The organism is Bradyrhizobium sp. 137, assembly GCF_023074095.1.
GTDB lineage: Bacteria > Pseudomonadota > Alphaproteobacteria > Rhizobiales > Xanthobacteraceae > Bradyrhizobium.
Genome location: NZ_JADPKU010000053.1, coordinates 38,869 through 55,173, shown reverse-complemented (window position 1 = coordinate 55,173; position 16,305 = coordinate 38,869). Strand labels below are relative to the sequence as shown.

At 63.9% G+C, this 16,305-nt stretch carries 22 protein-coding genes; 8 read left to right on the top strand and 14 right to left on the bottom strand.

Features of this window, described 5'->3' with window-relative positions; translation table 11 throughout:
* Window positions 1–70: 70 nt before the first annotated feature.
* A complete protein-coding gene (locus tag IVA78_RS14185) occupies window positions 71–1,174 on the top strand; it encodes an NAD(P)/FAD-dependent oxidoreductase (protein ID WP_247465991.1) in 1,104 nt (367 codons plus the stop codon).
* A gap of 168 nt (window positions 1,175–1,342) precedes the next feature.
* On the opposite strand, the gene IVA78_RS14180 is transcribed toward IVA78_RS14185, so the two are convergent.
* Window positions 1,343–1,522 (bottom strand): DUF465 domain-containing protein, encoded by a 180-nt coding sequence (locus tag IVA78_RS14180; protein ID WP_025034152.1) that lies wholly within the window; start codon window positions 1,520–1,522, stop codon window positions 1,343–1,345.
* Between the two features lie 330 nt (window positions 1,523–1,852).
* Between IVA78_RS14180 and IVA78_RS14175 the strand changes: the two genes are divergently transcribed.
* From IVA78_RS14175 to IVA78_RS14165, 3 genes are all read left to right on the top strand, one after another.
* A complete protein-coding gene (locus IVA78_RS14175; protein ID WP_008546179.1) occupies window positions 1,853–2,059 on the top strand; it encodes a DUF465 domain-containing protein in 207 nt (68 codons plus the stop codon).
* Window positions 2,060–2,174: 115 nt separating this feature from the next.
* Complete coding sequence (locus IVA78_RS14170) at window positions 2,175–2,393, top strand: hypothetical protein (protein WP_247280165.1); 219 nt, start codon at window positions 2,175–2,177, stop codon at window positions 2,391–2,393.
* 21 nt (window positions 2,394–2,414) lie between these two features.
* On the top strand, window positions 2,415–2,666 hold the full coding sequence (locus tag IVA78_RS14165) for a hypothetical protein (protein WP_247465989.1): 252 nt from the start codon (window positions 2,415–2,417) through the stop codon (window positions 2,664–2,666).
* A gap of 2 nt (window positions 2,667–2,668) precedes the next feature.
* Here IVA78_RS14165 and IVA78_RS14160 read toward each other — a convergent pair whose 3' ends face one another.
* Complete coding sequence (locus IVA78_RS14160; protein ID WP_247280167.1) at window positions 2,669–3,379, bottom strand: GGDEF domain-containing protein; 711 nt, start codon at window positions 3,377–3,379, stop codon at window positions 2,669–2,671.
* Between the two features lie 141 nt (window positions 3,380–3,520).
* On the opposite strand from IVA78_RS14160, the gene purE reads away from it, so the two are divergent.
* Together purE and IVA78_RS14150 are read left to right on the top strand one after the other, a co-directional pair.
* Window positions 3,521–4,009, top strand: coding sequence for a 5-(carboxyamino)imidazole ribonucleotide mutase (purE, locus tag IVA78_RS14155; protein ID WP_247280168.1), 489 nt, complete (start codon window positions 3,521–3,523; stop codon window positions 4,007–4,009).
* Window positions 4,006–5,112, top strand: a complete 1,107-nt coding sequence (locus tag IVA78_RS14150) for a 5-(carboxyamino)imidazole ribonucleotide synthase (protein ID WP_247465987.1) — start codon at window positions 4,006–4,008, stop codon at window positions 5,110–5,112. The genes purE and IVA78_RS14150 overlap by 4 nt, the downstream gene beginning before the upstream one ends.
* Window positions 5,113–5,147: 35 nt before the next feature.
* Here the strand turns inward: IVA78_RS14150 and aqpZ are convergent, their stop codons facing one another.
* Entirely contained in the window at window positions 5,148–5,870 is a 723-nt protein-coding gene (gene aqpZ / locus IVA78_RS14145) for an aquaporin Z (RefSeq protein ID WP_247465984.1), read from the bottom strand.
* 262 nt (window positions 5,871–6,132) lie between these two features.
* Between aqpZ and rpsU the strand changes: the two genes are divergently transcribed.
* Together rpsU and IVA78_RS14135 are read left to right on the top strand one after the other, a co-directional pair.
* On the top strand, window positions 6,133–6,426 hold the full coding sequence (rpsU, locus tag IVA78_RS14140) for a 30S ribosomal protein S21 (RefSeq protein ID WP_247280171.1): 294 nt from the start codon (window positions 6,133–6,135) through the stop codon (window positions 6,424–6,426).
* A 253-nt stretch (window positions 6,427–6,679) separates the two neighbouring features.
* Complete coding sequence (locus IVA78_RS14135; RefSeq protein ID WP_247280172.1) at window positions 6,680–7,330, top strand: tetratricopeptide repeat protein; 651 nt, start codon at window positions 6,680–6,682, stop codon at window positions 7,328–7,330.
* A gap of 21 nt (window positions 7,331–7,351) precedes the next feature.
* Here the strand turns inward: IVA78_RS14135 and IVA78_RS14130 are convergent, their stop codons facing one another.
* The 11 genes from IVA78_RS14130 to IVA78_RS14080 form a co-directional block, all read right to left on the bottom strand.
* Window positions 7,352–8,329 carry a hypothetical protein gene (locus IVA78_RS14130; protein ID WP_247465979.1) on the bottom strand — a complete coding sequence of 326 codons (978 nt, stop codon included), beginning with the start codon at window positions 8,327–8,329 and terminating at the stop codon, window positions 7,352–7,354.
* 93 nt (window positions 8,330–8,422) lie between these two features.
* On the bottom strand, window positions 8,423–8,707 hold the full coding sequence (locus IVA78_RS14125) for a cupin domain-containing protein (protein ID WP_247465978.1): 285 nt from the start codon (window positions 8,705–8,707) through the stop codon (window positions 8,423–8,425).
* A gap of 22 nt (window positions 8,708–8,729) precedes the next feature.
* On the bottom strand, window positions 8,730–9,827 hold the full coding sequence (locus IVA78_RS14120; protein WP_247465975.1) for an ionic transporter y4hA: 1,098 nt from the start codon (window positions 9,825–9,827) through the stop codon (window positions 8,730–8,732).
* Window positions 9,828–9,876: 49 nt separating this feature from the next.
* Complete coding sequence (locus IVA78_RS14115; RefSeq protein ID WP_247465972.1) at window positions 9,877–11,355, bottom strand: sodium:proton antiporter; 1,479 nt, start codon at window positions 11,353–11,355, stop codon at window positions 9,877–9,879.
* On the bottom strand, window positions 11,309–12,106 hold the full coding sequence (locus IVA78_RS14110) for an alpha/beta hydrolase (RefSeq protein WP_247465970.1): 798 nt from the start codon (window positions 12,104–12,106) through the stop codon (window positions 11,309–11,311). The genes IVA78_RS14115 and IVA78_RS14110 overlap by 47 nt, the downstream gene beginning before the upstream one ends.
* Before the next feature lie 210 nt (window positions 12,107–12,316).
* Window positions 12,317–13,714: an NAD(P)(+) transhydrogenase (Re/Si-specific) subunit beta gene (locus tag IVA78_RS14105; protein ID WP_247465968.1), complete on the bottom strand. Its 1,398-nt coding sequence runs from the start codon at window positions 13,712–13,714 to the stop codon at window positions 12,317–12,319.
* Window positions 13,715–13,753: 39 nt separating this feature from the next.
* Window positions 13,754–14,071 carry a proton-translocating transhydrogenase family protein gene (locus IVA78_RS14100; protein WP_235543528.1) on the bottom strand — a complete coding sequence of 106 codons (318 nt, stop codon included), beginning with the start codon at window positions 14,069–14,071 and terminating at the stop codon, window positions 13,754–13,756.
* Window positions 14,072–14,082: 11 nt separating this feature from the next.
* A complete protein-coding gene (locus IVA78_RS14095) occupies window positions 14,083–15,210 on the bottom strand; it encodes a Re/Si-specific NAD(P)(+) transhydrogenase subunit alpha (RefSeq protein WP_247465966.1) in 1,128 nt (375 codons plus the stop codon).
* 138 nt (window positions 15,211–15,348) lie between these two features.
* Entirely contained in the window at window positions 15,349–15,501 is a 153-nt protein-coding gene (locus tag IVA78_RS14090; RefSeq protein WP_247465963.1) for an aa3-type cytochrome c oxidase subunit IV, read from the bottom strand.
* Window positions 15,502–15,599: 98 nt separating this feature from the next.
* Complete coding sequence (locus IVA78_RS14085; protein ID WP_247451484.1) at window positions 15,600–15,995, bottom strand: type II toxin-antitoxin system death-on-curing family toxin; 396 nt, start codon at window positions 15,993–15,995, stop codon at window positions 15,600–15,602.
* Window positions 15,996–16,005: 10 nt separating this feature from the next.
* Window positions 16,006–16,230: an AbrB family transcriptional regulator gene (locus IVA78_RS14080; RefSeq protein WP_124162834.1), complete on the bottom strand. Its 225-nt coding sequence runs from the start codon at window positions 16,228–16,230 to the stop codon at window positions 16,006–16,008.
* Window positions 16,231–16,305: the final 75 nt, after the last annotated feature.

Genomic DNA, 16,305 nt, shown 5'->3' with positions numbered 1-16,305 from the left:
GAAAACGGCCGCGCGCCGTCGCCTCAAGGCCCACTGCCACCGGCTCTCCCAACTGACGTCCTGCACGACCATGGATAGGGTCGATTGCGTCGTCATCGGAGCCGGCGTGATCGGGCTCGCGGTGGCTCGAAGGCTCGCTCAGGCCGGGCGCGAGGTCGTCGTGCTCGAGGAAGCCGAGGCCATCGGCACCGTCACCTCCTCGCGCAACAGCGAGGTGATCCATGCCGGCATCTACTACCGCGCCGGGAGCTGGATGGCGCGCATGTGCGTCGGCGGCAAGCAGGCGCTGTACCGCTACTGCGCTGAGCGCGGCATCCCGCACAAGAATTGTGGCAAGCTGATCGTCGCGACCAGCGCGAAAGAGACCGAGAAGCTGCAATCGATCAAGGCGCATGCCGAAGCCAACGGCGTGCTCGACATGCAACTGCTTTCGGGCGAGGCCGCACGCGCGCTCGAGCCGGCGCTCGCCTGCGACGCCGCGCTGCTGTCGCCGTCGACCGGCATCATCGACAGTCACGCCTACATGCTCTCGCTACGCGGCGAAGCCGAGGAGGCCGGCGCGGCCTTCGCGTTCCACACGCCGCTGGTCCGTGCCAAGGCAGCCGCCGACGGCATCGAGATCGAGGCCGGCGGTGAGGCGCCGATGACGCTGCAATGCAGCCTTCTCGTCAACGCCGCGGGACTCTCGGCGACGAATGTGGCGCGTAACATCGACGGCATGCCGCTGGACCGGATTCCGCCGGCCTATCTCGCCAAGGGGAATTATTTCAGCTGCAGTGCCAGGGCGCCGTTCTCGCGCCTGATCTACCCGGTGCCCGAGCCCGGCGGGTTGGGGGTGCACCTGACGCTGGACATGGCGGGTCAGGCCCGCTTCGGCCCCGACGTCGAGTGGATCGAGACCATCAATTACGAGGTCGATCCGGCACGCGCCGAGCGCTTCTATCCCGCGATCCGCAAATACTGGCCAACACTGCCCGACGGGGCGTTGATTCCGAGCTATTCAGGCATTCGCCCGAAGATCGTGCCGCCAGCGGTGGCGACGCAGGATTTTCTGATGCAGGGCCCGCGCGATCACGGCGTGGCAGGCTTGATCAACCTGTTCGGCATCGAATCGCCGGGACTGACGTCGTCGCTAGCAATCGCGGATCACGTCGCGGAGCTCGCGGACATCTAGAGCGTTTCGAGCAAAGCGGATACCGGTTTGCGTCAAGAAAATGCGTCGAAGCAAAAGGCTGACGCCGCACAAATTTGCACGACGCGCGCTCCTTGCAGCAGGGATGAGCGCAAAGGCGCTCATCCCTGCCTAAGGAGTACGATCAACTCTACGCTGTTGCGGGGGTCACTAGTGGAGCGTGTCGCCTTGCTTCAGACGCTCGATCTGGTCCTTGACCATCAACTTCCGGCGCTTCAACTCAACAATTTGCAGGTCGTCTGTTGAAAGGTGCACGAGAGCTTCGTGCAATTCGTTTTCGAGAAGTTTGTGCTTCCGTTCCAATTCAACAAGATGTGCCTGAATTGTCATTCGAAACCTCCTCGGTAGGGTTGAACCTCAGGATTCGATCCGGACGAGGGAAGTCTACATCACCGATTCGTTCTGTCGATGGGTATCCGTGGTTGCGCCGTCATTTTTGAAAATTCATATGTAACGAAGCGTGAGTAAGGGAACCACGCAGGAAAAAACCATGATATCAATGCGCTTGCACAGCGCCGCGGCGACCCGCAGAAATATGTTGCGGAAGATCAGCGGCCGGCGGCCGCAGATCGCTTGCGGTCACGCCGCGCAAGGACGATAATTTCCACAGGGCATCCACAGCCCAGATCTCACGGCTATCGGTTTTCGGCCACCGCAGACATGACCAATGAAGACGAGCGTGAGCTCGAAGCCGAGCTCACCCGGTTGCAGCAGGAACACCGAGACCTCGATGCGGCGATCGATGCACTGCATCAGTCGCCCGCCCCCGACCTGTTGCGGTTACAACGGTTGAAGAAGCGCAAGCTGTTGTTGCGCGACCGCATCGCTTTCATCGAAGACCAGATCACGCCCGACATCATCGCCTGATCCGCAAGGCGGCCTTGCGGCGGCTTGCGGGTGCGTGAATCTGCTTGACTCAACGAGAACAAAATAGGAACATTCTGGCTTCCAACGCCCCCAGGAAACGCCAAGGACAACGCAGATGTCGGCAACCGCCCTTCTCGACAACAGCCATTATGAACAGGCCTGCGATCAGGCGATCGCGATGTGCGACGGCAATCTGCGCAGCACCATCAAGGCGCTGATCATGGCCAATGAATATCTGGAAGCCGAGCTGGAGGAATTGCAGGCGGCGATTTCCGCCGGCTGCGTTCCGGAGATCTCGCCCGGCAAGATGCGAAGCAAAAGCAGCGCCGCCTGAGTTCAACATCGGAGCAACGCCATGTCGGATGTAACCTACTACGTTGCAATGCCCCTCCTGATCGATGCTGACGGATCGCCCGTCGCGGGCGCCGCAGAGGAGTGCCAGAGCTCGACGGCCGCGTTGCGGCGCGCCGAAATCCTATCGCGCGGCGCTGGTCACATCGGCGCGATCGCGTTCAGCCGCAGCGGCGATCCCATGACCGGCGAATTCGGCGACGCCACATTGCTGCGCAAGTTCGGCAATGTGCCACAAGATCTCACCGCGCTGTAGGATTAGCTCCCGGCCAGCCTGGTCCGCGGCTCGTGCCGCCGGCACGCCTTGCGCACATACATGGCGGCATCGGCTTCCTCGAGGGCGCGGCCTGCGTCGGACTGCGCCCCCAGCAACGCGACGCCGGCCGAGGCGCCCGCAGCCACGTGCTGGCCCCGAAAGGTGAAGGACAATTCGTCGATCGCCTGCTCGAACGAGGCGGCCTTCGCTTTGGCGTCGGTCTCGCTGAGATTCCACAGCAGCAGGGCGAACTCGTCGCCGCCAAGACGGCCGACCACGTCCGAGGCGCGGACCTGCCGCGTCAGCGTCGCGGCAATCGCCTTGAGCACTTCGTCGCCGGCGGCGTGTCCGAAGGAATCGTTGATCGGCTTCAGCCGATCGACGTCGAGCACGATCAGCGCGCCGCTGGCGCGGTAGCGCTTCATGTAGGCGATGGCGCGGTTGAGCTCGCGCTCGAAGCCGCGCCGGTTCGGAATCTCGAGCAGGAAATCGGTGTCAGCGGCCGCTTCGAGCTCCGCGACCCGCCGCTCCGCCGCCTTGAGCTTGCTCCGCAAGCCGCGGATGGTCGCCTTGATGCTTTCCGTGGCGCCATTGGCCTGCGTTCGGCGCCGCGACGGCCTGGCCGGAGGCTTGGCAGCGGCCTTGGAACGGCTGGCGCTGGTCTTCCGGCCTTTTTCGGCCTTCGCAGCACTCGCCCTTTTTGGTTTCTTCATGGGCATCCTGCTCAATGAAGGCTTGCGGGGATTCACCAAGACAGGATAGTGCATTCCCTTCTCCTTGCCACCGCCTTGCGAGCCGCCGGCCGGAACCTTTAATCTGGCCTATCTTTCTGTTTTCCGGGCACAATTGACGTCATGACCGCGCCGATCGCCATCATCATGGGAAGCCAGTCGGACTGGGACACGATGCGGCATGCCGCCGACACGCTTGCCGCGCTCGGCGTCGCCGCCGACACCCGCATCGTTTCGGCCCATCGCACGCCCGATCGCCTGTTTGCCTTCGCCAAAGGCGCCAAGGCGGCGGGATACAAGGTCATCATCGCCGGCGCTGGCGGCGCCGCGCATCTGCCCGGCATGGCGGCCGCGCTGACGGAGCTGCCGGTGTTCGGCGTGCCCGTGGAATCGAAGACGCTCAAAGGCCTCGATTCGCTGTATTCGATCGTTCAGATGCCCGCGGGTATCCCGGTGGGCACCCTCGCCATCGGCAAGGCCGGCGCGATCAACGCCGCGCTGCTGGCAGCTTCCGTGCTGGCGCTGTCCGATCCCGCCCTGTCCGGTCGCCTTGCCGCCTGGCGCAAGGCGCAGACCGAGGCAGTTGCCGAGCGCCCGGAGGACAAGGCGTGACTGACGCAAAGCAGGTGACGCTGAAGCCGGGCGACACCATCGGAATCCTCGGCGGCGGACAATTGGGCCGGATGCTGGCGATGGCTGCGGCGCGGCTCGGGCTGCGCTGCCAGGTCTTCTCGCCCGATCCGGACTCGCCGGCCTTCGACGTTGTCCTCAATGCGACCTGCGCCGAATATGCCGATGTCGAGGCGCTCGAGCTGTTCGCCAACGAGGTCGACGTCATCACCTACGAATTCGAGAACGTGCCGGCGGCCGCCGCGATGGTGCTGGACGCGCGCCGCCCGGTGCTGCCCAACCGCAAGATCCTCGAGACCACCCAGGATCGATTGGCCGAGAAGGATTTTGTCACCCGGCTCGGCATCGGCACCGCCGCTTACGCCGACGTCACCTCGGTGGCTTCGTTGCGCGAGGCGATCGTCGGGATCGGCCTTCCAGCCGTGCTTAAAACCCGCCGCTTCGGTTATGACGGCAAGGGCCAAGCCATCATCCGCGAGGGCGACGATATCGCCAAGGTGTGGACCAGTCTCGCCACCAAATCGGCGATCCTGGAGGCATTCGTGCCCTACGAGCGCGAGATTTCCGTGATCGCCGCCCGCGCGGCGACGGGTCAGGTCGAGTGCTTCGACGTCACCGAGAACGAGCACCGCGACCACATTCTCAAGATATCGCGCGCGCCCGCACCGATCGCGGACTCGCTCGCCGAAGAAGCGCGCAGCATCGCCAGCAAGATCGCCAGCGCGCTCGACTATGTCGGCGTGCTCGCCGTCGAGATGTTCGTGCTCACCAATGGCACCGGACCGAAGGTGCTGGTCAACGAGATCGCTCCGCGCGTGCACAATTCCGGACACTGGACGCTGGACGGCGCGTCCGTGTCGCAATTCGAGCAGCACATCCGCGCCATCGCCGGCTGGCCCCTCGGCAAGCCCGTGCGCCACGGTGAATGCGTCACCATGACCAATCTGATTGGCGACGAGATCAATGACTACGACAAGTGGCTGACGGTTCCTGGCGCCACGGTGCACATCTACGGCAAGGGCGCGCCGCGCCCCGGCCGCAAGATGGGACACGTCACCGAAGTCACGCCGACAAAAGCCAAATGAGGGGACCGCAGCAATCGCTGCGATCCCCCTTGCGATCACGCCGTCTTTGCGCCGGCGACGACACCTGTAGGCTCCTCGCTGAGCCAGCGGTAGATCACCCCGCCTAACGCGCCGCCGATCAATGGCGCGACCCAGAACAGCCAGAGCTGCGACAGCGCCCATCCGCCGACGAACAGCGCGGGGCCGGTGCTGCGCGCCGGGTTCACCGAGGTGTTGGTGACGGGGATACTGACGAGATGGATCATCACCAGCGCGAGCCCGATCGCGAGCGGCGCGAAGCCCGCGGGCGCACGGCCATGGGTGGCGCCCATGATGATGAACAGGAACATCATGGTCATCACCACCTCGGTGAGGAAGCACACGATCATGCTATACTGGCCGGGCGAATGCGCGTCATAGCCGTTCGACGCGAAGCCCTTGGCGACGTCGAATCCGGGCGCCCCGCTCGCGATGACATAGAGCAGCCACGCGGCAACGATGGCGCCCGCCACCTGTGCGATCACATAGGGCAGGATCTGGCCGGCCGGAAAACGGCCACCTGCGGCGAGGCCGATCGTGACGGCCGGATTGAGGTGGCAACCCGAGATGTGGCCGATCGCATAGGCCATGGTGACGACGCTCAGCCCGAACGCCAGAGACACACCGACCAGTCCGATGCCGACCTGGGGAAAGCCGGCGGCAATGACGGCGCTGCCGCAGCCTGCGAATGTGAGCCAGAAAGTGCCGATGGCTTCGGCGGCGTATTTTTTGATGTCCATGTGTCGTCCCCTGATTTCAAGTTTCCGGAACAAAGCTCCGGAAACGACCCCGCCATGGGCGTCAAATCGCCCAAATCGGGGCCGCACAGAGGTATTTTCGCCGCATTTAATGGCCGAAATTGGCCCGAAACCCGGCTTGGCCGGTGGACATCTGCAGTTTTGTCTGATACATCCGCGCGCTCAAGGTTAAGGGCTTGCGCGTTTTGCCATCCCCTTAATTCTTACCAGAATTCAAATCCGATCCACCTGAAGAGGATGCCGCGTGCAGGTTCTCGTCCGCGATAACAATGTCGATCAAGCCCTCAAGGCGCTGAAAAAGAAGATGCAGCGCGAGGGAATTTTCCGTGAGATGAAGCTCCGCGGTCATTATGAGAAGCCGTCCGAGAAGAAGGCCCGTGAAAAGGCCGAAGCCGTGCGCCGCGCACGCAAGCTGGCCCGCAAGAAGCTGCAGCGCGAAGGCCTGCTGCCGATGAAGCCGAAGCCGGTGTTCGGCGCAGGTCCGGGCGGTGATCGTGGCGGTCGCGGCCCGGGTGCAGGTCCGCGCGGACCGCGCTGATCTACCGGATCTTGCAAGACTTCAGTTTTCGATAACGCGGGCCCCTGGCCCGCGTTATTGTTTTGAGCGGTGCCTATTCTGGGACAGGGGCGCCACCGATGCGGCACTGAAGCACGATGAGATTGGGATTGAACGTCATCGCGCTTTGGTTTGTTGTTTGAGCATGATCTCCGCGCAAACGCATTTCCGCGTTTGTCGCGAGGGAGAACCGCTTCACACTTTTCGGACCATGCTCTAGCGCGAGCGACCGTAGATGGCCTCCCCTTTCCCCGAGCGCAGCTTGGCGCGGCTACGCCAGATCTGGCAGCAACCGTTCGTGTTGGCTTTGATCGGGATTGCGCTGTGCAGTTGCTCCTTCGATCTGGGATCGCTGATGCCGGAGAAGGAGAAGCCTCAGGAGGCGCCGAAGGCGATCGCGACCGCCGAAAGCGCGGTCAGCGCTGGCAACGTCAGCGAAGCTCAGGCGCACACGGCAAAGGCCCAATCCCTGGCGAAGTCAGGCGAGGCCGCAGCTGCGCTCGACGAATTCAATCGCGCGGTCGGGCTCGATCCCTACAACGCGCAGGCGCTCTATGGCCGTGCCTTGATCTATCAGGGCAATAACCAGCACGATTTCGCAATCGCCGATTTCAGCGCTGCGAGCGGGCTCAACCCGCAGAAAGTCGAACCACTGCTCGGCCGCGCCACCAGCTATCTCGCGCTCGGCAAGATCAAGGAAGCCGCAGCCGATCTGGACGAGGCCTCCGAGTCCGATCCGCACAACGCCCAGGTCTGGACCACCCGCGGACAGGCCTATGAGCGGCTGGGCGACAGGGCCAAGGCAGCGGCGTCCTACACCAAGGCGGTCTCGCTTCGCCCACGCGACGATGCCGCCCGCAGCGGCCTCGCCCGGGTCGGCGGCTGACAGCGCGGCTCAGATGCCGTCCTAATCGGCAGTGGCGGGTTTTGGCAGAACGGCGTGGAACATCGATTTCACGCCGGACAGCATCTCATCGGCGACATTAGTCTTCGGCCGCCGCATGGTCGTGGCCGCGGCGGCGTCGGCGCGCAGATCGAGCGGCGGTGCGATCACCGGCACGGGAATGTCAGCCGGCGGCGTGATCCGATTCGGGTCGTCATTTCCGACCGAGGCCATGTAAGGCGGGTTGAGCGGCGACGAGCCGCTATTGCCATAGGCCTCGGGTGACGGCGTCGACACGGTGATCGGCGGCGGCAGCGGACGCACCGTGGACGGCTCCGCGGTGATCACACGCGGCGCCTCCGGGGTACGGGCTGCTTCCCGTACCGCAGGCTCCGCCGGCCTTTCAGCCGGCTTGGTCTCGGAAGACTTGGTCTCGGAAGACTTGGTCTCGATTGATTTGGCCTCAGCGGCCTTGCCCTCAGGCGACTTGCGCAGACGCTCGATCGCGGCACGCACGAGATCGTTGGCGTCGGGGGCCGCGGCCGGGGAAGCCGCAGCCGGCGCCGAATTGGCCTCCACCATCGGGGCGGTGGCGGGAACCGCAGCAGCCGGAGCGGATTTGGCGGCCGCCTTTTCGCGCGCGGCGGTGCGGCCGCGCGGGCTGGTCTCGGCGGGAGCAACGTCTGCGGCCTTGGTCTCGGCAGCAGGCTGATGATCGGCAGGTTTCTCGGCCGCCGGCTTGTCCGCAGCGTTCTTCTCGGAAACGCTCTTCTCGGAGACGCTCTTCTCGGAGACACCCTTGGCCTTGACGCCGGGCGCGGGAAGGCTGGCGGTATCCGCCGGCTTGCCCTCACTGCCAGCCTGGGCAGGCACCGCCACGGCCGCAGGAGCATCGGGTGCGGGCTTGGCATTGATGTAGTGATTAACGATGTAAGCCCCGATGATCGTCGCGAGCACCGAGGGGAAAATATCCATCGAGATTTTAGCGAGGTATTTCAGCATTTCTCGGCCACTCCCCGCGCGATCTGATGCGGGAACTTTGGGGCATTGTGAGGGATCAACTGCGACGGATCGATGGCAAACAGCAACGCCAACCTACGGTTTTAGCTCGACTTCAAGGAACACGATCTCGGTTGAGGTTTCGTTAAGTACGTCATGCTGGACGCCAGCCTTGCGGAAATAGGATTTCCCGGCCGCAAGCTGCGCCTTGGATCTCTCGCCGCCGGGCGCCACGATGGTCATCTCCCCCGCCACCACGGGTACAATCACATAGTCCATGCCGTGCGTGTGATGCCCGGTGGCGCTCCCCGGCGCAAGTCGCCACTCGGTCACGCGAACCTGCGCGTCGTCGACCTGAACCTCGGACTGGGCGGCAAGCATCGGGAACTCTCCTTGTCGCGCTTCAGGGCACGAAGACCATGAACACGTAGACGGCAAATACCACCATGTGGACCAGACCGAACAGGACATTGGTCCTCCCGGTGCCGAAGGTCAGCATGCTCAAGAAGAAGGTCAGGAGCAAGAGCACGCTGCCCTGGGCGTTGAGGCCGAGTTCGAGCTCCTTGTCGAGCGCGTAGGTGGCGACGCCGACGGCCGGGATGGTCAGCCCGATGGTCGCGAGTGACGATCCGAGCGCGAGGTTAATGCTCTTCTGGAGGTCGTTCTTGCGGGCAGCCGCGATGGCCGCGACGCCCTCGGGCAGCAGGATCAGGAGCGCGACCAGAAGGCCGGCGAAGGCCGGCGGCGCGCCGATCCTGGCGCCCACGGCATCGACCACCAGCGAGAATTTCTTGGCGAGCAGCACGACCGCCAGAAGTGAGACCAAGAGCAGCGCCACGGTGAGCGCGAGCGCCCCACTTGACAGGTGCACCTCCCCGCCCTCGCCCTGCGCCCGATCATGAACGAAGTAATCCTTGTGCAGGACGGTCTGGGTGTAGAGAAACACCGCATAAAGCGCGAGCGTGACCACGTCGACGAAACCGAGCTGAACCGCCGAATAGACCGGCCCGGGCGTGGTGGTGGTGTAGTTCGGCATGATCAGCGTGATGGTGGCAAGCGCAAACAGGACGCTGAGATAGACGTTGGCCCCGGAGAGCTGGAAACCCTGCTCGCGATAACGCAGGCCGCCGATGAAGATGCAGAGCCCGACGAGGCCATTGCAGACGATCATGACCACGGCGAACACGGTGTCGCGCGCGAGCGCCGGGGCGGGCTTGTCGCCCAGCATGATCGTGGTGATCAGCGCCACTTCGATGATGGTCACCGAGAGCGTCAGCACCAGCGTGCCATAGGGTTCGCCGACCCGCTCAGCGATCACTTCGGCATGATGAACCGCGGCGAATACGGTGCCGAACAGGATGATCAGAAGGACAATGGCGAAGACGAGCCCGCCGAGCGACAGCGTGAACACGTAGTCCGTCGCGCTAACAGCCGCGAACAACAGCACGGCCAGCGCCGGGAAGATCCAGGCCGACCGGGGCATCGGGTTATGTGCGCTCATCCATCGCTTCCATGTGCTGGCATGAGCAGTAGCAAATCAGGCGTGAGATTCAATGCCAGTGCAGGATCGGCGCCACCGGCAGAAGCGTCAGCAGCAGGAACAGCGGAATCAGCACGGCGCCGGCGCGCAACATATAGCCGAAGAAGCTCGGCATCTCGATGCCGTTCTCGCTGGCAATGCTGCTCACCATGAAGTTCGGCGCATTGCCGATATAGGTGAGCGCACCCATGTAGACCGCGCCCATGGAGATCGAGGCGAGCGTACCCGAGAGTTCATGCATTAGCACTTGCGGGTCGCCGCCGGCGAGTTCGAAGAACAACAGATAGGTCGGCGCATTGTCGAGGAACGCCGACATCAGGCCGGTGAACCAGAAATAGGCGACTTCGCGCGGCGCACCGTCCGGCGCCGTCACCGCCGACAACAGCCAGGCGAAGGCACCGTGATGGCCGGCATTGAGCATGGCAATGACGGGAATGATCGCGACGAAAATGCCGGCGAACAGTTTCGCGACCTCGCGGATCGGCTCCCAGGTGAAGCCGTTGGCCAGTCTGTGCTCGTCCGGCGTCAGCCAAACCGACAAGGCCGCAATGGCCAGCAGCACCAAATTGCGGACGACGTCCTCCAGTTGCAGCTTGGTGCCGAGAATGTCGAAGGCAATGCCGGGCTTCCACATCGCCGACGCCAGCAGGCTCGCGACGATGGCCGCGATCAGCACCAAATTGACAAGGCCGCGGATGCGCAGCGGCTCCCCGCAACCTGCGTCGCCGGGCGGCGACTCGTTGCGGAAGCGCCAGACGTCGATGGCGACGAAGATGGCGAGCAGCAGTCCGGCCACGATTGCGGTCTGCAACCAGATGGTACGCGTGGTCCAGAAGAAATCGACGCCATGCAGGAAGCCGACGAACAGCGGGGGATCGCCGAGCGGGCTCAGCGCGCCGCCGACATTGGCAACCAGGATGACGAAGAAGATGACGACATGGGTATTGTGGCGCCGCAGCCGGTTGGCGCGGATCAAGGGACGGATCAGGATCATCGCGGCTCCCGTGGTGCCGACAATGCTCGCCCCCAATGTGCCGAGCGCGAGGATGCCGAAATTGGTCGCCGGCGTGGCCTTGATATCGCCCGTGATGAGGATGCCGCCGGCCACGACATAGAGCGAGAACAGCAGCACGATGAAGCCGAGATATTCGGCGAGCATGGCGTGAACGAGCGCCGCCAGCGTTGCCATGCTCCCGGCAAAGATGACGAGCGCGGCGAGTGCCAGCAGCGACCAGGCCGCGGCGATCTTGCCGTAGTGATGATGCCAGATTTTTGGAAACAGCAGCGGACCCAATGCGATCGACAGCAACAGGCCGGCAAAGGGTAGCGCATAGGGCCAGCACATGGCGGCACCATCGAGCCCGGTCGCTGCCCATGCGTGTTGCGGCGACAACGCGAGGATCGCGGCGAAGGCCAGGCGCCAGGGCCACGTGACGAACTGCTTAGGATTCAATGAAGCGCCTTGCCGTTTCGATCGCACCGAAAGCATCGAGATTGTCGTGTCCGCCGCCCGCGAAGCGAACGAACTGCTTGGGTCCGCGGGCGAGCGCAAACAGACGCTCTCCGAACACGATCGAAATGACAAGGTCATTCGTGCCATGCATGATCAGCAGCGGCACCGTGACGCGCGCGATCCGCTCGTCGGAGCGAAACGGGTCGCGCATCAGGAGGCGCACCGGCACGAACCGGAACGCCGATGCGGCGATATCGACCGCCGAGGTATAGGGCGCCTCCAGGATCAGCTTGCCGATCGGATGCTCGGATGCGAGCGCGACGGCCACGCCGGTGCCGAGCGAAAAGCCCCAGGCGACGATCCGTTCCGCGGCATAGCGCCCCGACGTGAAATCGTAGGCAGCTGCGGCATCGCGCAGCAAACCCTCCTCACTCGGCGCACCGCTCGACCCGGCATAGCCGCGATAGGACAGCGCGACGAGGCCGGTGCCGTCGGCCGTCATCGCCCTGAAGCGGCTGACGCGACCGGCGAGAAAATCGCCATTGCCCGGAAAATACAGGATCACGGGACGGCTACGCTTCGCCGGCACGTGCCAGACGATGACCTTCTCGCCGTCCGACGTGGTCAGGACATGCTCTTCCGCCTCGGGAAGGCCCGCGGCATCGGGTGCGGTGCGACCGGCGGGCGGGATCGGAAACATCATCTGGCGCTGTCGGACATACAGCACGAGGAGACCGGCGCAATAGACGGCCGCGAGCAGGATGGCGATCCACTTGACTATGGTCATGATACGCGGCCGGCCTTTCGGCTCACGGCTTGCGACGGCTCCGCAGCAATTTCATGACATGGGGCCGGAGGCTGGCCGGAACATCGCGGCAGCGGCACGCCGCCTTGCGGGCGGCCCGCCGGCTGCGCGCTGCGCGCGCGTCGCTTTGGGAGGCATGCGATGGGACCGGTGCCATTCCTTTGTGATGGGCACGGTCCGTTTGCTTCCGCGCTACATCGCCTTGACGATGTTCTCGGTGACCTTCTTGGCGTCGCCGAGCAGCATCATGGTGTTGTCGCGATAGAACAGCGGATTGTCGATGCCGGCATAGCCGGAGGCGAGCGAGCGCTTGATGAACATCACGGTGCCGGCCTTCCAGACCTGGAGCACGGGCATGCCGTAGATCGGTGAAGTCTTGTCCTCTTCGGCGGCCGGGTTGGTAACGTCGTTGGCGCCGATCACGAAGGCGATGTCGGCCTGCGCGAATTCGGAGTTGATGTCCTCGAGCTCGAACACCTCGTCATAGGGCACGTTGGCTTCGGCGAGCAGCACGTTCATGTGGCCGGGCATGCGGCCGGCGACCGGGTGAATGGCATATTTCACCTCGACACCTTCCTTCTTCAGGATGTCAGCCATCTCGCGCAGCGCGTGCTGGGCCTGCGCCACCGCCATGCCGTAGCCGGGCACGATGATGACCTTGGAGGCGTTCTTCATGATGAAGGCAGCATCGTCGGCCGAGCCGAGCTTGGCGGGCTTCTGCTCGCCCGTACCGCTGGCGGCCGCAGCGGTCTCGCCGCCGAAGCCGCCGAGGATGACCGAGATGAAGGACCGATTCATCGCGTGGCACATGATGTAGGACAGGATCGCGCCCGAGGAGCCGACCAGTGCGCCGGTGATGATCAGCGCGGAATTGCCGAGCGTGAAACCGATGCCGGCAGCGGCCCAGCCGGAGTAGGAGTTCAGCATCGAGATCACGACCGGCATGTCGGCGCCGCCGATCGGGATGATCATGAGCACGCCAAGCACCAGGGCGAGGATGACGATCAGCCAGAAGTCGAGCGCGCTGCCGGTCAGCACGAGGCCGACGATAAAGAACACCAGCGCCACGGCGAGCGCGATGTTGATGACGTGGCGGAACGGCAGGATGATCGGCGCGCCGCTCATGCGTGCGGAAAGCTTCAGGAAGGCGATCACCGAACCGGTGAAGGTCAGCGCGCCGATGGCGACGCCGAGCGACATCTCGACCAGGCTCTGCGGATGGATGTTGCCGGGGGTGCCGATGTCGAAGGCCTCGGGCGCGTAGAACGCGCCGGCGGCGACCAGCACCGCGGCCATGCCGACCAGCGAGTGGAAGGCGGCGACCAGTTCCGGCATCGAGGTCATCGGCACGCGGCGGGCGATCACGGCGCCGATCGCGCCACCGATGGCGATACCGAGGATCACGAGGATCCAGGCGACGCCGTCCGCAGGCGGATGGCTGGCGAGGGTGGTCGCAACCGCGATGCCCATGCCGATCATGCCGAACAAATTACCCTGGCGCGACGTCGCCGGGCTCGACAGCCCGCGCAGCGACAGGATGAACAGCACCCCCGCCACGAGATACAAGAATGCAGAGAGATTGGCGTTCATCTCAGGTCCCCATCTGTCCCTTCAGCCCGAGGTGGCCGCTTACTTCGACTTCTTCTTGTACATCGCAAGCATGCGCTGCGTGACAAGGAAGCCGCCAAAGATGTTCACGCAGGCAAAGATGAGCGCGACGAAGCCGAAGCCGCGCGCCCAGCCCGAGCCGCTCGAGATCATGCCGACGCCGACCGCGAGCAGCGCACCGACCACGATCACCGACGAGATCGCGTTGGTCACGCTCATCAGCGGGGTGTGCAGCGCCGGCGTCACCGACCACACCACGAAATAGCCGACGAAGACGGCGAGAACGAAGATCGACAGCCGGAAGATGAAGGGGTCGACGACCTGTGCAGCATGCTCCATGGCGACTCTCCTTAAACCTTCGGCTGGAAGTTCGGGTGGATGACGGCGCCGTCTTTCGTGAGCGCAGTGGCCTTGACGAGCTCATCGTCCCAGTTGACGGCGAGCTTCTTCTCTTTCTTGTCGACCATGGTCTCGATGAAGGAGAACAGATTGCGTGCGTAGAGGCTGGAGGCAGAGGCCGCGACGCGGCCGGCGACGTTGGTGTAGCCGACGATCTTGATGCCATCGAGATCAACGACCTCGCCGGCCCTGGCGCCCTCGACATTGCCGCCACGTTCGACGGCGAGATCGACCAGCACCGAGCCCGGCTTCATCGACTTGACCATCTCGGCACTGACGAGCTTCGGCGCCGGCCGGCCCGGAATCAGCGCGGTCGTGATCACGATGTCCTGCTTCTTGATGTGCTCGGCCGTGAGCGCGGCCTGCTTGGCCTGGTACTCCTTCGACATTTCCTTGGCGTAGCCGCCGGCGGTCTGCGCGTTCTTGAACTCCTCGTCCTCGACGGCAAGGAATTTCGCACCGAGCGATTCCACTTGCTCCTTGGTGGCGGGACGCACGTCGGTGGCGGTCACGACGGCGCCGAGACGGCGCGCGGTCGCGATCGCCTGGAGACCGGCAACGCCGACGCCCATCACGAACACCTTGGCCGCGGGTATAGTGCCGGCCGCCGTCATCATCATCGGGAAGGCGCGGCCGAAGGCCTCGGCGCCCTCGATCACGGCACGATAGCCGGCAAGATTGGCTTGCGAGGACAGCACGTCCATCACCTGCGCACGGGTGATGCGCGGCATCAATTCCATCGCGAAGGCGGAGACGCCGGCATCGGCCATCGCCTTCAGCGCCGCCTCGTTGCCATAGGGATCCATGATGGCGATGACGAGCGCGCCGCGCTTGTATTGCGAGAGTTCCGACGCCTCGGGGCGCTTCACCTTGATGATGATGTCGGCGTCCTTCAGCGCATCAGTGCTGACGGTGGCGCCCACGGCGGTGAATTCGGAATCCGGCAGGCCCGACTTGAGGCCGGCGCCCGGCTCGAGGGCGATCTCGGCGCCCAGCGCCTTGAACTTCTTCACCGTATCAGGCGAAGCGGCGACCCGCGGCTCGGACGGATCGATTTCCTTGGCAACGGCAATCTTCATGAGGCCTCCGGCGGCGCAGGACAGCGCGCGCGCAAACTAAAGCGTTACTCCCGCGGCGTTCGATACCGGTTCTGGGACCGGTTTGTATGCAAATTTTCTGGGCAGCTGCTGCCGCTGGCGTGTGCAGCTGCCGATCGATCAGGTGAGGAAGATCGCCATCAGGATCACGATGAGCGCGACCGAGGCCGTGCCGTACTTCACCAGCTTGATGAAGCCGTCGTAGGTCTGCTCGTGCGCAACGTAGTCGTTGCCGTCGGCGGTGGTGTACGCCACTTCGCTATGGTCAGCCATGGATTGTCCCCAGTCGAAAAGTCGAATTCTTGGGCTGGGATACCGCAAACTTTCGGGCAGGGCAACGGCACGCGGGCGCGGTTTTCCCGCAAATGAGGTCATTTGGAATTCCAATTGTCGCGGATCCAGCGCGCCAGGCTCTGCTCGCTGACTTCGCCCGCGGCAAGCGAGAGGATCATCGTTGTCGCTTCCGCGGGAGCGGGACTGAAGGCGACGCCGTTCTTGTGAAGGAAGACCATCATCGCCATGAAGGCGATGCGCTTGTTTCCGTCGACAAATGCATGGTTCTTCGCGAGGCCGAACGCGTATGCTGCAGCGAGTTCTTCCATTGGCGCCTGTTCATAGCGCCATTTGTTGATCGGACGCTCCAGCGCCGAACGCAGCATGCCCTCGTCGCGCAATCCGGGCGCGCCACCGAAGCGCCGGAGCTGTCGGCTATGAATTGCGACAGCCTGCTCGTAGGTGACCCAGAGTGGCTCCTGAGGATCACTCATGCGCCGGCCGCTATTTTGCCAGCGCAGCGAGCGTATCGCGATACTTATCCATCACCTCATCGGCAATTTCCATCGTCCGCTCGAAGTCGGGGTCGTAAGGCAGCAATTGAAAACCCCCACCGGGCAATTCCACGACATGCAATTGCTGCCCGCGCTTGAGATCGAGTCGCTGCATAAGCTCGCGGGGCAGCAACAACCCGTCCGAATTGCCGATCTTCTTGATCTCGATCTTCATGGCTAACCTCCAGCGGTTATACGGGTGTATAACATTGCTGGACTCTTGGTTCAACAGACGTTTTACGCCCCGTAA

Bases quoted from the DNA above. Each gene is read 5' to 3' on its own strand.
- IVA78_RS14180 (WP_025034152.1), bottom strand. From the start codon at position 1,522: ATGACAATTCAGGCACATCTTGTTGAATTGGAACGGAAGCACAAACTT.
- IVA78_RS14130 (WP_247465979.1), bottom strand. From the start codon at position 8,329: ATGCTGAAATACCTCGCTAAAATCTCGATGGATATTTTCCCCTCGGTG.
- IVA78_RS14115 (WP_247465972.1), bottom strand. From the start codon at position 11,355: ATGCTTTCGGTGCGATCGAAACGGCAAGGCGCTTCATTGAATCCTAAG.
- IVA78_RS14175 (WP_008546179.1), top strand. From the start codon at position 1,853: ATGACCAATGAAGACGAGCGTGAGCTCGAAGCCGAGCTCACCCGGTTG.
- IVA78_RS14135 (WP_247280172.1), top strand. From the start codon at position 6,680: ATGGCCTCCCCTTTCCCCGAGCGCAGCTTGGCGCGGCTACGCCAGATC.
- IVA78_RS14095 (WP_247465966.1), bottom strand. From the start codon at position 15,210: ATGAAGATTGCCGTTGCCAAGGAAATCGATCCGTCCGAGCCGCGGGTC.
- IVA78_RS14080 (WP_124162834.1), bottom strand. From the start codon at position 16,230: ATGAAGATCGAGATCAAGAAGATCGGCAATTCGGACGGGTTGTTGCTG.
- IVA78_RS14160 (WP_247280167.1), bottom strand. From the start codon at position 3,379: ATGAAGAAACCAAAAAGGGCGAGTGCTGCGAAGGCCGAAAAAGGCCGG.
- IVA78_RS14165 (WP_247465989.1), top strand. From the start codon at position 2,415: ATGTCGGATGTAACCTACTACGTTGCAATGCCCCTCCTGATCGATGCT.
- IVA78_RS14125 (WP_247465978.1), bottom strand. From the start codon at position 8,707: ATGCTTGCCGCCCAGTCCGAGGTTCAGGTCGACGACGCGCAGGTTCGC.
- IVA78_RS14105 (WP_247465968.1), bottom strand. From the start codon at position 13,714: ATGAACGCCAATCTCTCTGCATTCTTGTATCTCGTGGCGGGGGTGCTG.
- IVA78_RS14120 (WP_247465975.1), bottom strand. From the start codon at position 9,827: ATGAGCGCACATAACCCGATGCCCCGGTCGGCCTGGATCTTCCCGGCG.
- IVA78_RS14100 (WP_235543528.1), bottom strand. From the start codon at position 14,071: ATGGAGCATGCTGCACAGGTCGTCGACCCCTTCATCTTCCGGCTGTCG.
- IVA78_RS14085 (WP_247451484.1), bottom strand. From the start codon at position 15,995: ATGAGTGATCCTCAGGAGCCACTCTGGGTCACCTACGAGCAGGCTGTC.
- purE (WP_247280168.1), top strand. From the start codon at position 3,521: ATGACCGCGCCGATCGCCATCATCATGGGAAGCCAGTCGGACTGGGAC.
- IVA78_RS14110 (WP_247465970.1), bottom strand. From the start codon at position 12,106: ATGACCATAGTCAAGTGGATCGCCATCCTGCTCGCGGCCGTCTATTGC.
- IVA78_RS14170 (WP_247280165.1), top strand. From the start codon at position 2,175: ATGTCGGCAACCGCCCTTCTCGACAACAGCCATTATGAACAGGCCTGC.
- aqpZ (WP_247465984.1), bottom strand. From the start codon at position 5,870: ATGGACATCAAAAAATACGCCGCCGAAGCCATCGGCACTTTCTGGCTC.
- IVA78_RS14185 (WP_247465991.1), top strand. From the start codon at position 71: ATGGATAGGGTCGATTGCGTCGTCATCGGAGCCGGCGTGATCGGGCTC.
- IVA78_RS14090 (WP_247465963.1), bottom strand. From the start codon at position 15,501: ATGGCTGACCATAGCGAAGTGGCGTACACCACCGCCGACGGCAACGAC.